Annotated in this window: 16 protein-coding genes; all 16 read left to right on the forward strand. The window is 40.2% G+C overall.

The window, feature by feature from the left end; translation table 11 throughout:
• The first annotated feature begins 99 nt into the window (after positions 1-99).
• The 16 genes from galF to ugd all read left to right on the forward strand — a co-directional run bounded on the left by galF (position 100) and on the right by ugd (position 17850).
• Positions 100-993, forward strand: coding sequence for a UTP--glucose-1-phosphate uridylyltransferase GalF (gene galF / locus OGY62_RS17505; protein WP_012131721.1), 894 nt, complete (start codon positions 100-102; stop codon positions 991-993).
• A 368-nt stretch (positions 994-1361) separates the two neighbouring features.
• Entirely contained in the window at positions 1362-2360 is a 999-nt protein-coding gene (pseB, locus tag OGY62_RS17510; RefSeq protein WP_058669386.1) for a UDP-N-acetylglucosamine 4,6-dehydratase (inverting), read from the forward strand.
• A complete protein-coding gene (gene pseC, locus OGY62_RS17515) occupies positions 2360-3511 on the forward strand; it encodes a UDP-4-amino-4,6-dideoxy-N-acetyl-beta-L-altrosamine transaminase (RefSeq protein ID WP_058669385.1) in 1152 nt (383 codons plus the stop codon). The genes pseB and pseC overlap by 1 nt, the downstream gene beginning before the upstream one ends.
• Positions 3512-4207 (forward strand): pseudaminic acid cytidylyltransferase, encoded by a 696-nt coding sequence (pseF, locus tag OGY62_RS17520; RefSeq protein ID WP_115181427.1) that lies wholly within the window; start codon positions 3512-3514, stop codon positions 4205-4207.
• Positions 4200-5315 carry a UDP-2,4-diacetamido-2,4,6-trideoxy-beta-L-altropyranose hydrolase gene (gene pseG / locus OGY62_RS17525; protein WP_275155042.1) on the forward strand — a complete coding sequence of 372 codons (1116 nt, stop codon included), beginning with the start codon at positions 4200-4202 and terminating at the stop codon, positions 5313-5315. The genes pseF and pseG overlap by 8 nt, the downstream gene beginning before the upstream one ends.
• Positions 5303-5944, forward strand: a complete 642-nt coding sequence (locus OGY62_RS17530; RefSeq protein WP_115181429.1) for a formyl transferase — start codon at positions 5303-5305, stop codon at positions 5942-5944. The genes pseG and OGY62_RS17530 overlap by 13 nt, the downstream gene beginning before the upstream one ends.
• Positions 5944-7008: a pseudaminic acid synthase gene (pseI, locus tag OGY62_RS17535; RefSeq protein ID WP_286460341.1), complete on the forward strand. Its 1065-nt coding sequence runs from the start codon at positions 5944-5946 to the stop codon at positions 7006-7008. The genes OGY62_RS17530 and pseI overlap by 1 nt, the downstream gene beginning before the upstream one ends.
• Before the next feature lie 322 nt (positions 7009-7330).
• Positions 7331-8227: a lipopolysaccharide biosynthesis protein gene (locus tag OGY62_RS17540; protein ID WP_286460342.1), complete on the forward strand. Its 897-nt coding sequence runs from the start codon at positions 7331-7333 to the stop codon at positions 8225-8227.
• Between the two features lies 1 nt (position 8228).
• Positions 8229-9209 (forward strand): polysialyltransferase family glycosyltransferase, encoded by a 981-nt coding sequence (locus OGY62_RS17545; protein WP_286460343.1) that lies wholly within the window; start codon positions 8229-8231, stop codon positions 9207-9209.
• Positions 9210-9357: 148 nt separating this feature from the next.
• Positions 9358-10560 (forward strand): DUF6418 domain-containing protein, encoded by a 1203-nt coding sequence (locus tag OGY62_RS17550; protein ID WP_286460344.1) that lies wholly within the window; start codon positions 9358-9360, stop codon positions 10558-10560.
• Positions 10545-11528 carry a glycosyltransferase family 2 protein gene (locus OGY62_RS17555; protein WP_286460345.1) on the forward strand — a complete coding sequence of 328 codons (984 nt, stop codon included), beginning with the start codon at positions 10545-10547 and terminating at the stop codon, positions 11526-11528. Before OGY62_RS17550 ends, OGY62_RS17555 begins: the two co-directional genes overlap by 16 nt.
• The gene (locus OGY62_RS17560; protein ID WP_286460346.1) at positions 11528-12298 is read left to right on the forward strand and encodes a DUF4422 domain-containing protein; all 771 of its coding nucleotides are present in this window, start codon (positions 11528-11530) and stop codon (positions 12296-12298) included. Before OGY62_RS17555 ends, OGY62_RS17560 begins: the two co-directional genes overlap by 1 nt.
• Positions 12295-13440: a UDP-galactopyranose mutase gene (gene glf / locus OGY62_RS17565; protein WP_286460347.1), complete on the forward strand. Its 1146-nt coding sequence runs from the start codon at positions 12295-12297 to the stop codon at positions 13438-13440. Before OGY62_RS17560 ends, glf begins: the two co-directional genes overlap by 4 nt.
• A 14-nt stretch (positions 13441-13454) precedes the next feature.
• On the forward strand, positions 13455-14891 hold the full coding sequence (locus OGY62_RS17570; protein ID WP_012131730.1) for an undecaprenyl-phosphate galactose phosphotransferase: 1437 nt from the start codon (positions 13455-13457) through the stop codon (positions 14889-14891).
• Between the two features lie 149 nt (positions 14892-15040).
• Positions 15041-16447, forward strand: coding sequence for an NADP-dependent phosphogluconate dehydrogenase (gene gnd / locus OGY62_RS17575; RefSeq protein ID WP_115609125.1), 1407 nt, complete (start codon positions 15041-15043; stop codon positions 16445-16447).
• 236 nt (positions 16448-16683) lie between these two features.
• Complete coding sequence (gene ugd, locus OGY62_RS17580; protein WP_286460348.1) at positions 16684-17850, forward strand: UDP-glucose 6-dehydrogenase; 1167 nt, start codon at positions 16684-16686, stop codon at positions 17848-17850.
• Positions 17851-17954: the final 104 nt, after the last annotated feature.

The following is a 17954-nucleotide window of genomic DNA, read 5'->3' on the forward strand; positions in this document are numbered from 1 at the left end:
GCGGCGTACCATCACATCCAACGCCATAATGTAATTCATGCTGGCTAAAACATGCTAAAGAGCTATAATTCAGCAACCATTTTATAGGTGGATGAAATAATGATTAATTTGAAAGCAGTTATTCCGGTAGCTGGTCTGGGTATGCACATGTTGCCTGCCACCAAGGCAATCCCCAAAGAGATGCTGCCGATTGTTGACAAACCGATGGTACAGTACATTGTTGACGAAATTGTTGCTGCTGGGATCAAAGAAATCGTTCTGGTTACTCACGCTTCCAAAAATGCGGTAGAGAACCACTTCGACACCTCCTACGAATTAGAGTCACTTCTGGAGCAACGCGTGAAACGTCAGTTGCTGGCGGAAGTGCAGTCCATTTGCCCACCAGGCGTGACGATTATGAACGTTCGCCAGGCTCAACCGCTGGGGCTGGGGCATTCCATTTTATGCGCGCGTCCTGTGATTGGCGACAACCCGTTTGTGGTGGTGCTGCCTGATATCATCATTGATGACGCGACGGCCGATCCGCTTCGCTATAATCTTGCGGCAATGGTAGCGCGTTTCAACGAAACGGGACGCAGCCAGGTGCTGGCAAAACGCATGAAAGGCGACCTTTCAGAGTATTCCGTTATCCAGACCAAAGAACCTCTGGATAATGAGGGGAAAGTCAGCCGTATTGTTGAGTTTATTGAAAAGCCGGATCAACCGCAGACGCTGGACTCAGATCTGATGGCGGTAGGTCGCTATGTGTTGTCGGCAGATATCTGGGCAGAACTGGAAAGAACAGAACCCGGCGCCTGGGGCCGCATCCAGTTGACGGATGCAATTGCAGAACTGGCGAAAAAACAGTCTGTTGACGCCATGCTGATGACAGGCGATAGCTACGACTGCGGTAAGAAAATGGGCTATATGCAAGCGTTCGTTAAGTACGGGCTGCGCAACCTGAAGGAAGGGGCGAAGTTTCGGAAGGGAATTGAGGCGTTGCTTAACGAGTAAGCTAAGCCGATCGCCAGAGGCGGATGTTATAAAAATAATGACGGCAGAAACATCCAGGTGTCTTTGGATGTTTCTGCCGTTTTTGTTTTATATAAATATCCTTAATAACAATGTGTTAGCCACCAAATTTTCGTTATGGTTTTGTGGCATTTTTCCTTGTTTCTGACCTTGTTTGGTAAGACAATTAGCGTTTGAGTTTTAGAGCGCTTTGCCAGGATCGGCAGGCTCGTAACATTTCTGGAATGCATGCAGTACACTGGTAGCTGTTGAGCCAGGGGCGGTAGCGTGCGTAAAACATAGTTAGAGATTTGCGTTACAATAGGCCATTATTGTAACAATCTAAATAGTATATTTTTCGGTGAATAAACATGTTTGATAATAAAACTATTCTGGTAACTGGTGGTACGGGGTCTTTTGGTAATAAATTTGTTCGAATGACATTGGAAAAATATAATCCGAAAAAGATTATCATTTATTCTCGTGACGAAATGAAACAGTGGGAAATGGCGAAGCATTTTAAAGATGAAAGCCGTATTCGTTTCTTCATTGGCGATGTTCGCGATAAAGATCGTTTATACCGTGCATTAGATGGTGTTGATTTCGTCGTCCATGCAGCAGCAACTAAGATTGTACCGACAGCAGAATACAACCCATTCGAGTGTGTAAAAACAAATATTAACGGTGCGATGAACGTTATTGATGCATGTATTGATAAAGGCATTGAACGTGTTGTTGCACTCTCAACAGATAAAGCGAGTAGCCCGGCTAATCTTTACGGTGCAACCAAACTGGCCTCTGACAAACTGTTTGTTGCGGGTAATTCCTACTCTGGTGCAACCAAAACGCGTTTTGCCGTTGTCCGTTACGGTAATGTAATGGGTTCTCGTGGTTCAGTCATCCCTTTCTTCCTTTCCATTAAAGATAAAGGTGAACTGCCTATTACTGATGATCGTATGACCCGCTTTATGATTACCCTGGAACAGGGAGTTGAACTGGTATGGCATGCTTTCAACGATATGGTTGGCGGTGAGATTTACGTGAAAAAAATCCCATCAATGAAAGTTACCGATGTTGCTACCGCTGTTGCCCCGGATGCAACTCAGAAAGTCATTGGTATTCGCCCTGGTGAAAAACTGCATGAGCAGATGATCAGTGCGGAAGATGCACATTATACCTATGAATACCCAGAACATTTCAAAATCCTGCCTGCTATTCACAACTGGTGTGACTCTCCTGAACGTATCAAAGACGGTAAGAGAGTGCCGGAAGGATTCGTGTACGAGAGCGACAGCAATACGGAATGGATGAGTATTGAGGAGCTTCGTCAGTGGATTGATGAAAACCGCGAAAAAGTAGGCAATATCTGATGAAATTTATTCCTTATGGACGACAGGATATCTCTGATGAAGATATCAATGCAGTTGTGGACGTATTGAAGTCAGATTTTTTGACCCAAGGACCATGTGTACCACAGTTTGAGCAAGCTATTGCAGATTATGTCGGTGTTAAACATGCCGTTGCTGTGAACAGTGCGACCTCTGCGTTACACGTTGCTTGCCTGGCGTTAGGCCTGAAGAAAGGTGACTGGTTATGGACGTCTCCGAATACGTTTGTCGCTTCGGCTAATTGTGCTTTGTATTGTGGAGCCAATGTTAGTTTTGTCGATATCGATCCGCAAACCTACAATATGAGTGTGAGCGCGCTAAAAGCTAAATTGGCTACTGCTAAGGCTAACGGCGTATTACCAAAAGTTGTTGTTCCTGTTGCTTTCGCGGGTCAATCATGTGAGATGGAAGAAATTCATCAACTGTCTAAAGAGTATGGTTTTGCCATTATTGAAGATGCATCACATGCAATTGGCGGTAGTTATCAGGGGGTTAAAATTGGTAATTCTCGTTTTGCCGATATTACGATACTGAGCTTTCATCCGGTAAAAATTATAACGACAGCAGAAGGCGGCATGGCGCTCACCAACTGTGATTCCCTGGCTGAAAAATTACAGCTTTTTCGTAGTCATGGCATTACCCGCGATGGTGATAAAATGACGAAAGCCACGGAAGGAGGTTGGTACTATCAGCAGGTTGATCTCGGTTTGAATTATCGTATGACCGAATTGCAGGCGGCTTTGGGTGTGAGCCAGTTAAAACGTATTGAGGATTTTGTTGCCCGTCGGCATGAATTGGCAAGACGTTATGACGCGGCGTTTGAGGGAGTTCCTGTTTCCACTCCTCTTCAATCACCAAGTGGCTACAGTGCTCTACATCTTTATCCTCTGACGGTTAACGATCCAGCACAGCGTAAACCGCTTTTTGACTACCTGCGTGATAAAGGAATTGGCGTTAACGTCCATTATATCCCTGTTCATACTCAGCCATATTATGAACAACTCGGACATAAAGCAGGCGATTACCCGATTGCTGAGAACTATTACTCGCGCGCAATCAGCATTCCGATGTACTCGACACTTTCTGATGAAGAGCAGAATTACGTTATCAAATGTATTCGGGAGTTCTTTTAAATGAATGTGGCAATCATTCCTGCACGTGGCGGTAGCAAGCGTATACCACGTAAAAATATTAAAGAATTTTGTGGGAAACCAATGATTGCCTGGTCCATTGAAGCCGCTCAGCAGAGCGGCGTCTTTGACCGAATCATTGTATCAACAGATGATGAAGAAATTGCTGAGGTCGCGCGTAAATATGGTGCGGAAGTGCCGTTTATGCGGCCTGCTCATATTTCTGATGATTTTGCTACAACAGTTGATGTCATTCATCATGCCTTGGATGAGTTATCCCAAAGTGTATGTATTGATTTTGTCTGCTGCATCTATGCGACCGCCCCCTTTCTTCAAGGCCAGGATTTGGAAAAAGCATATGAAAAGCTGCAGCAAAGCGATTGCGATTATGTTTTCTCTGCAACATCTTTCCCATTCCCGATCCAGCGAGCTGTTTATTTAAAGCCAGATGGAAAGGTACAGATGTTCCATCCTGAAAATGAAAAGACACGCTCTCAGGATCTTGAACCTGCTTACCATGATGCCGGGCAGTTTTACTGGGGCAAACCTGAGGCATTTATGAATCGAAAAGGTTTCTTCACGTCAAAGAGCTTGTTAGAAATCCTCCCCCGTGAGCGGGTACAGGATATTGACACTCCTGAAGACTGGGTGATTGCTGAAAATCTTTTCCAATTACTTAAAGCTAAAATTGATGGCTAAATATATAGCGTTTCGTGCTGATGGAAGTGTCGATACAGGGATAGGCCATATCAAAAGGTGCTTATCTTTGGCCCAAAAATTTATGAGGGAAGGTTTTCAGGTTCTCTTCATTTCCCGAAGTCTGACACCAGTGCTTGAAGCCGAGATAAAAACATCAGGTGCTGATTACATCAGGATCCCCACTACGTCAGAGCGAGAAAACAGATATTTTCATTCAGCCTGGCTTAATGGAACTGAAAGTGATGATGCCTCCCTCTCCAGAGAGATATTGGTGAAATATGGTTGCGAAAGTAATAATGAACTTAGCTTAATTGTTGTCGATCATTATGCGCTTGGGAAACCATGGGAAACTGAACTGAATTCATTGGCACCTTTGCTGGTAATTGATGACCTTTGTGATCGTTCGCATCACTGTAACTGGTTGATTGACCAGACTATCGGTCGCCAGAAAGGGGATTATCTTGCATTAGTAAATAGTGATTGTCAGTTACTATTGGGACCTCAATTTTCCCTGTTAAGGGATGAATTTTCTCAATGGAGACCAAAGTCATTAACACGGCGAAAAGATATCCAACATGTAAACAATATTTTGGTTACGTTGGGTGGTGTTGACAAAAACAACAAAAGCCTAATGACACTTTCAGCACTTGAAAAAAGTCATTATAGCGGCAAGATTACACTTATTGTTGGCTCTGGGAATCCTAACTTATATAGTTTAGAAGACGCCATCTCAAAATCACTTAATAAAATTAGATTAGTTATTAATTCTGATAAAATGTCAGAGGAAATGACTGACGCTGATCTATGCATTGGCGCTGCTGGTACGACCTCGTGGGAGAGGTGTGCATTAGGATTACCTACAATAAATTTGGTAATTGCCAAGAACCAGGAAACTATCGCTAAGAACTTAAGTCAAGCTGGCGCTGCAATCAACTTTGGACTCCTGGAAAACGAAGACGATATATTAAGGCTTAAGAATTTGATTGATCATCTTATAAGTGATGTCGCAATTTTAAAAAAATTGTCTGAGGCTTCTTCTCAAGTCTGTGATGGCACAGGGTTGCACAGAATTTATTCTACAGTGAACGAGAAATTATGCTTAATGTAACGTTATTGTGTAGTGATATCGAACACCCGGTATATGTTTACCTCAGTACGTGGCAAGAGAGAAATAAAGATAATTATAATATTGAATTAGTCACCAGTGTTGCAGATATTAAAAATGCAAACGGTGTTCTATTCCTTATATCCTGTTCCGAATTTATCAAAAAAGAGATTAGGGAGCGATTCGAATATACGTTAGTTCTTCATGCTAGTGATTTGCCACAAGGACGAGGATGGAGCCCGCATGTATGGGATATCTTAACCGGGAAAGACCGTATAGTTTTATCTTTGCTAAATGCTGAATCAGGTATAGATACGGGAGACATTTGGAGAAAAATTCATATACCTCTAGATGGCACTGAGTTATTTGATGAAATTAATGAAAAATTATTTGGTGCGGAAATCGAATTGATTAATTGGTTCTGTCAAAATTATAAAACAGCGACGCCGACCTCTCAAACTGGAAACCCGGATTATTACGAAAAACGGACGCCTGAAAACAGCGAGTTGGATACTGATAAAACAATAAGAGAACAATTTAATTTGCTTAGAGTATGTGACCCTAATCGGTTTCCTGCTTATTTCATCATTAATGGTCAACGATACAATATCACAATTAAAAAGGTTAACTAATGAATAAGTTTATTGAAATTGCCGGGCGTAAAATTGGTGCTGACTTCCCTCCATATATCATTGCGGAGTTGTCAGCAAATCATAATGGCGATATTAATACTGCTTTCCGGTTGATCGAGATAGCTAAAGAAAGTGGCGCTGATGCGATCAAAATTCAAACTTATCGACCAGATACAATAACAATTGATTGCAATAAAGAAGATTTTCAGATTAAAGATGGCCTGTGGAAAGGAAAATCTTTATATCAGCTTTATGAATGGGCACATACTCCATGGGAGTGGCACCAGAAGCTTTTTGAGAAGGCTAAAGAAGTTGGTATCACGATGTTTAGTTCTCCTTTCGACTTCACTGCTGTTGATCTTCTGGAAGAACTGGATGCCCCAGCTTACAAGATAGCCTCATTTGAACTCGTTGACTTACCTTTAATCCGCTATGTGGCAAGTAAAGGAAAACCGATGATTATGTCAACGGGTATGGCAGATGAACACGAAATCCAGGAAGCTATAGACGCTGCGTACGGTGCCGGGTGTAAAGAACTGGTTGTTCTGCATTGTGTCAGTGGTTATCCGGCTCCTGCCGAAGATTACAACCTTGCAACCATACCCGATATGGCAAAACGGTTTAATGTAATCACTGGTTTGTCAGACCATACAATTGATAACACCACTGCGGTTGCTTCAGTTGTTCTTGGTGCCAATATTATTGAAAAACATATCACCCTCGACCGCAATGGCGGTGGCCCGGATGATAGCTTCTCCCTGGAACCTAAAGATCTTGTAGCGTTGTGTCGCGATGCGAAGACGGCCTGGATGGCATTAGGTCGGGTGAACTATGAGCGCAAAGAAAGTGAAAAAGGTAATCTCAAATTCCGTCGTTCTCTTTATGTCGTAAAAGATGTGAAGAAAGGCGAAAAATTGACTAGTGAAAATGTTAAGAGTATTAGACCGGGGTATGGCATGGCGCCGAAGTACTATGATGAAATAATAGGTACTACTGTAAATCAAAGTTTAGAAAAAGGAACTCCGTTAAGTTTTGAGCTGATTGAAAAAAATAATGCTTCTTAACAAATTTTTAAATAGAATATTCCCTCTCTCGTTGAGAGGGGGTGCACTGGCTAGCAAATTTATATTAATTATATTCATTTCGCATGCATATAATCTATCCAATTTAGGCGAGTATGCTCTTGTAGTTGCTGGAGTTAGTTATATTGGATATTTGCTCGGCTTCGATTTTTATACATATTCGTCACGAAAGATTATCGGGGTAAGTAAGAATAGGCAAGCGTATTACTTAAAGAATCAATTTATATTATATTTTGTACATTACTTTATTGCGTTAGTGTTCTTGTCGGTTGTTATATTTTTATATCCAAACCAGGCATCTTTAGTGTTTATATTTGTGTCACTAATGATATTAGATCATTTGGCACAAGAAATTATGCGTCTGTTAGTTGTATTCGAATACCCTCTGATTGCGAATTTACAATTCTTTATAAGAAATGGTCTCTGGGTTTATGTTTATTTATTATACTATTTTATAAGCACTGATGTGCCATTCCATATAATATGGTATTTTTGGATCGCTGCAGAAATTATCAGTATTTTTTTTATTGTCTATCTTTTTAAAAAAATACCATTACAAGCAATATTAAAATCTAAGAGTAACTATAGTTGGGTTCTACAAGGTCTTAAAATTTGTTTTCCACTTTTAGTATCAACATTATCTCTCCGAGGAATATTTACTGCGGATAGATACATATTAGGATTCTTTGACTGTAAAGAAATAGTCGGTGTTTATTCATACTTCTCTAGTTTTTCATCTTCTGTGATGGCTTTTATAGATGCTGGAGTGGTTATGTTATTTTATCCTAAATTAATAAAATACTATAAAAGTGAATGCAATCATGAATATGAGAATGTTAAGAGGAAATTTCTAAATTCAATTTTGATCACTAGTATATTAATCAGCGTTGTGCTACTAATTTGCGTTCCAATGATATCTAAAATGACGGGTAAAAATGATTTCCTAAATTCAATATCTTTATTCTATATTATGCTTTTGGGGTCCGTTTTATACTGTATTTCATTAGTCTATCACTTCGATTTGTATGCTAGAAACTTGGATAAATTCATTATAAAAACGAGTGTTGTGGCATTTGGTATTTCATTCTTATTAATGATTTTCTTGGGTTATTTATTTTCAGCTACGGGGATAGCTATTAGCCAATTAATTGGAATTATCATTTTGTTGTTCGGGAAGTATAGATACAGTAAGTTAGGATGAAATGTTGAATATAATTTTTGTTTCAGGCGTCATAAATGAAAGTCACTTGGTTTATGTTGCGTCCTATATAGAGAAAATCAAAGTTCAATATAACTTAAATTTTAAGATTTACTATGAAGATAATTTCAGGTTTTTATCTGATCAGAAAATTGATACCTCGATAGTGGAGAAATGGTTAGGACAAGTCACTTACATTAAACATGGCAGTTGCGTAAGGACTGGTTTCAGATGTCGAATCATACATTTATTTATTGGTTCGGTAGGTATTAAACCTATTATTCAAATGCGCCTGAGAAATCTATTTTCAAAGATAACTAATGTTGTAATTGATGAAGGTATCGGTTCTGTATCAGATATTAATACGATGAAAAACGTATATGTACGTGAACGCAATTTGTCTCAATTACAAGCTTATCTTTATGCATTTATATATCTTTACGTTAAAAGAGGATTTTTGGCAAAAAATATTTGGAGGTTGTTTAATGGAATTACTCCAAATGAAAAACTAATGCATTTTATCAAGAAAAAATGTGAACCTCTCAAAGTAGAAAATAGTTCCTATGTGTTGCTGTTAACTCAACCTTGGGTAAAATTGGGGGTATTAACTGAACGCGAATATCACGATTATGTTTTAGACTTAATCAAACATGTTACAGACGCAAATCTTAAATTAGTTGTAAAACCGCATCCTTCCGAAGACATTTTTCTTTACGAAAGTCTTAAACTTAACTTGATAAGATGCAAAACTCCAATCGAGTTATGTTTTGATCATGTATATTGCAAGTCAGTTATTGGATTTAATAGTACCTCTCTGATCTTGTTAAATGCTATTTATAACGTACCAACTTATAGGTTACGTTATGGAAAACTAGAGGATATTGTAACGTTTTCGCCTCAGCAGGAATCTTTATTCAACAAATATTCAAGTAATCCAATGAGTTTTGTTGAAATTAGTAAAATACTTAATGCGAGCGAACAGTAAAATGCTTATTTTTTTATATGTATCTTGTTCCTTTTTTATATGGTGCATGAGTATATTAGGTATCGATTCTTGGGCCTTAAATATAATCTTTGTAATACTATGGATTATTACAATACTCTCATATATGAAAAATAAAAGTAAGGAGAGTGTGCTTAATATAATAATGATTTATATTATGTCCATGGGGCTGGTATGTTGTGTTGTTGTTGAAAGTGGTGCATATCTCTCTGAAGTAAGAATGTTCGGAACATTGACTGGAGCAACGATACGCGTAGGATTTACAGCGTTAGCTTTTTTGCTAAGCGCAATTTTATGCACCAGGGTTCTAAGTGGTTATTTGCAGCCAGTGAACGCAATGGACAAGCGTGTGAATTGGTCTATCAATACACTTATGCAAATAATTATACTTAGTTCATTCGCTGGACTGTTATATGTGTACATTACTTACGGTACACCCAATTCTAATAGTGTTGATCGATTTGTTTATTGGGATAATATTGCTCCTGCATGGGGTAGATATCTACAGTTTATGTTGCTTCAGTTTTCATTTCTTCTTGGTATAAAATTTATAGAATCTAAAAGTAAGAAATTCCTTATTTTGCTCATTGCCTCAATATTAATGCAGTTTATTGGTGGTGAGAAATTCACAGGACCATCCTTATCCATATTGTTTTTTTTGATCCCCGTATTGTATAGTTTAAAACAAAACATCATCTCGGTGTTTCTTCGTCCTCAATTTTTTTTATTAACTCTAATAGTTATTGCGATTTTTGTGCTTTCAACATATTTAAGTTATGCAGCAATATATGGAAATCCCTCGGAAGGACTACGCTATTTGCTGGAGAGAATTGCATTGCAAGCACAAGTTTGGTGGGCTGTAGATTCTGTTTCAGACACAATAAATCCACAACTGAATTTATCTTGGTTGCTTAAAAATGGTTTTGGTGTGGGGCTAAGTGAAGGTAATATGATATTTGGCATGTATTATCTTATGCAACAAATCACACCATCGGACGTTTTTTCGCGTTTCGTTGAAAATGGGGTTCGATTTACAATGGGGGCTCCAGTTAATTATAATTATTTTTTCGGAACTGTTCTTGGGCCTTTTGCAGCAATATTATTTGGTTTTGTTGCTGGCTTTGGTGCATGGCTAATGCGTAATGCAATAGTAATGAAGGATCTTTTCTTCGCTTTTATAGTCGTTAAATATTACTATTACATAATACAAATTTGCATTATGTCTGACTGGTATTATTTCTTTACTGCTAAATTTGCTATATTCACACTATTTATTGTTTTTTATTCGTTAGTTTTGCAAAGGATCATTATAAAGAAATGGGAAAGTGTATAAAGTATTCTATTATAGTTCCTATTTACAATGTTGAGTTATTCCTTAAGGATTGCTTGGATTCTATAAAAAATTCAATGACTGATGACTGTGAATGTATATTAGTTAATGATGGATCCACTGATAGTTCAGGTATGATCGCAGAAAAATATTGTGCTTCTAATGAGCGTTTCCATTATTATGCTAAGGATAATGGAGGGTTATCGGATGCTAGAAACTTTGGTTTGCATTTTGCGACAGGTGTATATGTTCTTTTTGTTGATTCTGATGATATAGTTAGCCCTGTTTTAATAAAGGCTGTTGATCAGGCCCTAAAAAATAATAATGCAGATGTTGTTTATTATAATTATTTGAAATTTTATTCAGAAAGTGTGATTGATTTGCTCACCAAAAAGGGGAGGGAGTTTCATATTCGATACTCCGGAAAGGAAGAGCTTTCACAAAAACCTAACTTCGCATGGGCTCGTGTAGCCAAGCGTTCTGTTTATTTTGAGAATCATTTCCCTGTTGGCGTAATATATGAAGATGTTTATACATCTCCTTATATTACTCAAAATGCAAATGTGGTAGGGTTTATTGATACTCCATTATATGGCTATAGAAAACGTGCTGGTTCTATTACGACCACATCCGCAGAAAAACAGTTTCAGTTATTCGAAACTGTAAAATTGTTGAAAAATAGGCAAGAATCTAAAGAATTGGATTTTAAATTTTATTCTACTGCATTAGTAAATCTATCTCAGTCATGCCTTGTGAGTTTGGTTCGTATTGAAGATACGACGACTCGTTCTTTTTATAGAAAAAAAATCAAAGATGAATATAGGAACTTATCCTGTAGTCAAATACTAAATAGTTATTCAAAGCTAAAATTCAAATGTCTTTCTTTGGTGTCAAAAAGTACGATTGGTTTATATCTTTTGGAAAAAATTTTGAGGCCAGTTGTTTTATTTTCAGATAAAAGGAATCACTGATGCCTCTTACTATATATACTGTTAGTCATAAAGCTTATGATTTTCCTTCAGATAATGGATATGTCCCTCTTCAGGTTGGGTCATCTTCTGAACCTATTGCCGATATAGTTCATAGAGATTCCATTGGTGCCAATATCGCTCACTTGAATCCCTCATTTTGTGAACTGACAGCCGCCTACTGGATCTGGAAGAATTCTCAGGAAGAGGTCGTTGGTCTTGCTCATTATCGTCGCTATTTTGCCTCCTCTACAAGCAACCTGATGGTGAAAGGAAAGCGTATTGCATCTCCTGAAGAAATGATGAATATGCTAAAAGATGCTGATATTCTAGTGGCAAAACCACGTAACTATTTTATCACCAGTATTAAAAACCATTATATCCACGCTCATCATGTATCTGACTACACTCAGCTTCGTGATGAGATTGCGTTACAGCACCCGGAATATTTGTCTGATTTTGACTCTATTATGGGTGGGACAAAAATTAGTTTGTACAATATGTTTGTTTGTAAAAAGTCATTGATCGATGAATACTTTGAATGGCTTTTCCCGGTACTTTTTGCGCTTGAGCAAAAAATTGATTACCAAAATTACGATGCTTACCAAAAGCGTGTTTTTGGTTTTATGGCAGAACGTCTTTTCAATGTCTGGCTTCATCATCACCGCGAGAGCTTGCGCATTAAATATATGCCAGTAGTAAATATTGATGGCGAAAATCTTTTACTGAAAGGCATTGGATTATTAAAACGACATTTCTGGGGTAAAAAATGAAAGTTGCTATAGTGGGCGCAGGTATTTCTGGTGCGGTTATTGCCAGATTATTAGCAGAGGAAGGGATTGAGTCTGTTGTTTTTGACAAACGTTCTCATATTGCTGGTAACTGTCATTCAGAACGTGATCCGCAGACCAACGTCATGTTGCACGTTTATGGTCCCCATATTTTTCATACAGATGATAAAGAAGTTTGGGATTTCGTTAATCAGTATTCAGAGTTTATGCCTTACACCAACCGTGTGAAGGCCATTTACAAAGGCAATGTTTACTTACTACCAGTAAACCTGCATACGATTAATCAGTTTTTCAATAAAACAATGCGTCCGGATGAAGCCCGTGCTTTCATCGAATCTAAAGCTGACAAATCTATTGTCGAACCGAAAAACTTTGAAGAACAGGCCATCAGCATGATTGGTCGGGAACTGTATGAAGCATTCTTTAAAGGCTATACGCGTAAACAATGGGGTTGTGAGCCGACGGAGTTACCAGCCAGTATTTTGAAACGCTTGCCGCTTCGTTTTAACTATAATGACAATTATTTTAACCACCAGTATCAGGGGATGCCCAGAGATGGCTATACCGATATGGTTGGAAAAATTCTTGATCACGAACTGATTGAAATAAGAACAGATACTGAGTTTTCAGCTACCGAGAGTGGGGCCTACCAGCATGTATTTTGGTCAGGCGCGCTGGATGGTTACTTTAACTTTAGTGAGGGGCGTCTGGGTTATCGCACGCTGGATTTCGAAAAATTCTCAGCAGAAGGTGACTACCAGGGAACGGCTGTTATCAACTACTGCGAAGAAAATGTACCTTATACCCGAATCACTGAGCATAAGCATTTCTCACCCTGGGAGTCACACGAAAAAACAACATGTTATCGTGAATTTAGTCGCTTCTGCACCGAAGATGATATTCCGTATTATCCGATCCGTATGGTTAAGGAAAAAGAACTGCTCAATCGCTACCTGGATAAAGCGATGGAATTAAGCAATACCACTTTTGTCGGGCGTCTTGGTACCTACCGCTATCTGGATATGGATGTCACTATTCGTGAAGCTATTGATGTTGCAAATAAATTCCTTGAATGTCAAAAGAGTCAGGAGCCAATGCCTGTATTTAATATAAATCCTCGCTAACGTCAGGTGTTGTCATGGATACGGATAATTTTTTGAATAAATATAATCCATTGCTATGCAAGGTTTTTCTCGCAGCATCGGATTTTATATTTTTTAACTTATCACTGGCCCTCTCTATTGGTTGTGTATACTGGATTTTTAACGATCTTTATCGTTTTATCCCCGATGCTCAACTGGAGATGCGTATAATTTCTCATGTCATCCTGAGTTTGATATGTGTGGGATGGTTCTGGGTTCGGTTGCGACATTATTCCTATCGCAAACCCTTTTGGTTTGAATTGAAGGAGATTATCCGCACTATTGTGATCTTTGCTGTTTTTGATCTGGCGCTGGTCGCTTTTTCTAAATGGCAATTTTCTCGGTATGTATGGGTCTTTTGTTGGACGTTTGCATTAATTCTGCTGCCGCTTTTCCGAGCAATGACCAAACAACTTCTTAATCGTCTTGGGATTTGGAAGAAAAAGACTGTCATTATGGGTAGCGGAAGTAATGCAGTGGAAGCTTATTATGCACTGCAAAGTGAGGAAATGCTTGGCTTTGATGTTGTCGCATTTTATGACGAAGAGTGTACAGAGGCAACGCTACAGGGACTGCCGGTTCTTCAGGACCCCAATATTCTTTGGGAAATGAAGAAAACAGGCGATATTCATTTCATTGTAGCTTTTGAAATGGAAAACAGCGATAAGACCATTAACTGGTTGCGCGAACTATCGAAGAAGGACTGCCGTTCTGTCACGGTTATTCCGTCCCTGCGCGGGTTACCACTTTATAATACCGATATGTCTTTCATCTTTAGTCATGAAGTCATGTTGCTGCGTATTCATAATAATCTGGCAAAACGGACATCTCGTTTCCTTAAACGGACTTTCGATATTGTCTGTTCATCACTGATTATCTTAATTTCTTCGCCACTGCTCATTTATCTTTGGTACAAAGTTACCCGTGATGGTGGTCCGGCAATCTACGGTCATATGCGAGTAGGGCGTCACGGTAAGCTTTTCCCTTGCTATAAGTTTCGCTCAATGGTGATGAATTCGCAGGAGGTTTTACAAAAGCTCCTTGATTCCGATCCTGCCGCACGGGAAGAATGGGAGCGTGACTTTAAGTTGAAAAACGATCCGCGAATCACTCCTGTCGGTCGATTTATTCGTAAAACCAGTCTTGATGAATTGCCTCAGTTATTTAATGTGCTGAAAGGTCAAATGAGTCTGGTTGGCCCGCGTCCGATTATCTCTGAAGAGTTACCACGCTATGATGAGAATGTTGATTACTATCTAATGGCGAAACCGGGAATGACAGGGTTGTGGCAGGTAAGTGGACGTAACGATGTGGATTACGATACCCGAGTCTACTTTGACTCCTGGTATGTCAAGAACTGGTCGCTGTGGAATGACATCGCTATTCTTTTCAAAACAGTGAAGGTAGTCCTCCATAGAGATGGTGCATATTGATGTAGCAGAAACTGCATTTTATGTGCATTAAGTTCATTCTGAAGAGGACATCTATTGCTACCTTCTGGCCTCTAACCTGAGTTAACATGTTCTTCACTTTACTCGCCGCCATTTTACGGCGGGGTATCCACACCTGACAGGAGTATGTAATGTCCAAGCAACAGATCGGCGTCGTCGGTATGGCAGTGATGGGGCGCAACCTGGCGCTCAACATCGAGAGCCGTGGTTATACCGTCTCCGTTTTCAACCGCTCCCGTGAAAAGACCGAAGAAGTGATTGCCGAGAACCCAGGCAAAAAACTGGTGCCTTACTACACGGTAAAAGAGTTTGTTGAATCCCTTGAAACGCCTCGTCGTATCCTGTTAATGGTGAAAGCAGGGGCGGGCACTGATGCTGCTATTGATTCCCTGAAGCCGTATCTGGATAAAGGCGACATCATCATTGATGGTGGTAACACGTTCTTCCAGGACACTATCCGTCGTAATCGCGAACTTTCTGCCGAAGGCTTTAACTTCATTGGTACTGGCGTTTCCGGTGGTGAAGAAGGGGCGCTGAAAGGCCCATCTATCATGCCTGGCGGTCAGAAAGAAGCCTACGAACTGGTTGCGCCGATTTTGACTAAAATTGCCGCAGTTGCAGAAGATGGCGAACCTTGCGTGACCTATATTGGTGCCGATGGCGCCGGTCACTATGTGAAAATGGTTCACAACGGTATCGAATACGGCGACATGCAGCTGATCGCAGAAGCCTATTCTTTGCTGAAAGGTGGCCTGAATCTGTCTAACGAAGAGCTGGCAGAGACTTTCACTGAGTGGAACAAAGGCGAGCTGAACAGCTACCTGATCGACATCACCAAAGACATCTTCACCAAAAAGGATGAAGAGGGTAAATATCTGGTTGATGTGATTCTGGATGAAGCGGCAAACAAAGGCACCGGTAAATGGACCAGCCAGAGTTCTCTGGATCTGGGCGAGCCGCTGTCGCTGATCACGGAATCCGTTTTTGCACGTTATATCTCTTCTCTGAAAGAGCAGCGTGTCGCAGCGTCTAAAGTGTTGTCGGGACCTGAAGCGCAGCTTGCGGGTGACAAAGCGGAATTTATCGAGAAAGTCCGTCGCGCGCTCTACCTCGGCAAGATCGTCTCTTACGCACAAGGGTTTTCCCAGCTGCGTGCCGCTTCTGACGAATACAACTGGGATCTGAACTACGGCGAAATTGCGAAGATCTTCCGTGCCGGCTGCATTATTCGTGCACAGTTCTTGCAGAAAATCACCGACGCATATGCAGAAAATGCGGGTATCGCTAACCTGCTGCTGGCACCGTACTTCAAGAAAATCGCGGACGACTATCAGCAAGCGCTGCGTGATGTGGTTGCGTATGCCGTGCAGAATGGTATCCCGGTTCCGACGTTCTCTGCCGCTGTTGCCTACTACGACAGCTATCGCGCAGCCGTTCTTCCTGCGAACCTGATCCAGGCGCAGCGTGACTACTTTGGGGCGCATACGTATAAGCGTACTGATAAAGAAGGCGTTTTCCATACCGAATGGCTGGAATAATTTCTGATTCGCATCAAAAGCCCGGTGATTCACCGGGCTTTTTTTTGTCCCTAATCTGATTGATTTATTTTTACTTCTTAATATTAACTTAATAATTAATGTTTAACCTGATAAAGAAAATCTGAATTGTTTTAGCCTTCATTGACACAATATTCATTCAGGCGTTAAAACTTTTATATCTTATCAGGATGTATAAACATCATGATGCATAATTAAGTTAATTCTGAGAGCGTGAAATGAAAATCACCATTTCTGGAACCGGGTACGTTGGTCTGTCAAACGGTTTGCTTATCGCACAGCATCACCAGGTTACCGCGTTAGACATTATTCCCGAACGTGTAGGAATGCTAAATGATCGGATATCTCCGATTGTTGATAAAGAAATACAGCAATTTTTAGCGTCCGGGAATATTAATTTTGAAGCAACCTTAGACAAGGTATCCGCCTACCAAAATGCTGATTATGTCATTATTGCAACACCAACCGACTATGATCCAAAAACAAATTATTTCAACACATCAAGCGTAGAATCAGTTATTCAGGATGTGACAGAGATTAACCCATCGGCAGTGATGGTGATCAAGTCAACGGTGCCGGTTGGTTTCACCGCAGCGATGAGTAAAAAATTTAATACGCAGAATATCATTTTCTCCCCCGAGTTTTTGCGTGAAGGTAAAGCGCTTTATGATAATTTGCATCCTTCGCGGATTGTGATTGGTGAACGCTCTGAGCGTGCGGAGCGATTCGCTGCTTTGCTACAGGAAGGCGCCATAAAACAGGATATACCAACTCTGTTTACCGATTCGACGGAAGCAGAGGCGATTAAGCTTTTTGCTAATACTTACCTTGCGATGCGCGTTGCTTACTTTAATGAACTTGATAGCTATGCGGAAAGTTTAGGACTGAATACCCGACAAATTATTGAAGGTGTGTGTCTGGATCCTCGTATTGGCAATCATTACAACAATCCTTCATTCGGTTACGGCGGTTATTGTCTGCCGAAAGATACGAAGCAACTTCTGGCGAATTATCAGTCAGTGCCAAACAATATTATCTCCGCGATCGTGGATGCGAACCGGACGCGTAAAGATTTTATTGCAGATGCCATTCTGTCCAGAAAACCCAAAGTGGTGGGCATCTATCGCCTGATTATGAAGAGCGGTTCTGATAATTTCCGTGCGTCTTCAATTCAGGGGATTATGAAGCGTATCAAAGCTAAAGGTGTGGAAGTTATTATTTACGAACCGGTTATGAAGGAAGCGTCGTTCTTTAATTCCCGCCTTGAACGTGATTTGAATATGTTTAAACAGCAGTCCGACGTGATTATCTCCAACCGCATGGCGTCTGAACTGCTGGATGTTCAGGACAAAGTTTATACACGCGATCTCTTTGGCAGTGATTAACCTTCTGTTATTGGGGCTACAATAGCCCCTGATTGGCTATCAAAGTGTTTGAAATAATCCGTAAATTTTATCAATAATCCTATAGCATTAACGATGTTTATGAC

Origin of the sequence: Citrobacter sp. CK198 (assembly GCF_030333295.1) — a bacterium.
GTDB lineage: Bacteria > Pseudomonadota > Gammaproteobacteria > Enterobacterales > Enterobacteriaceae > Citrobacter_B > Citrobacter_B koseri.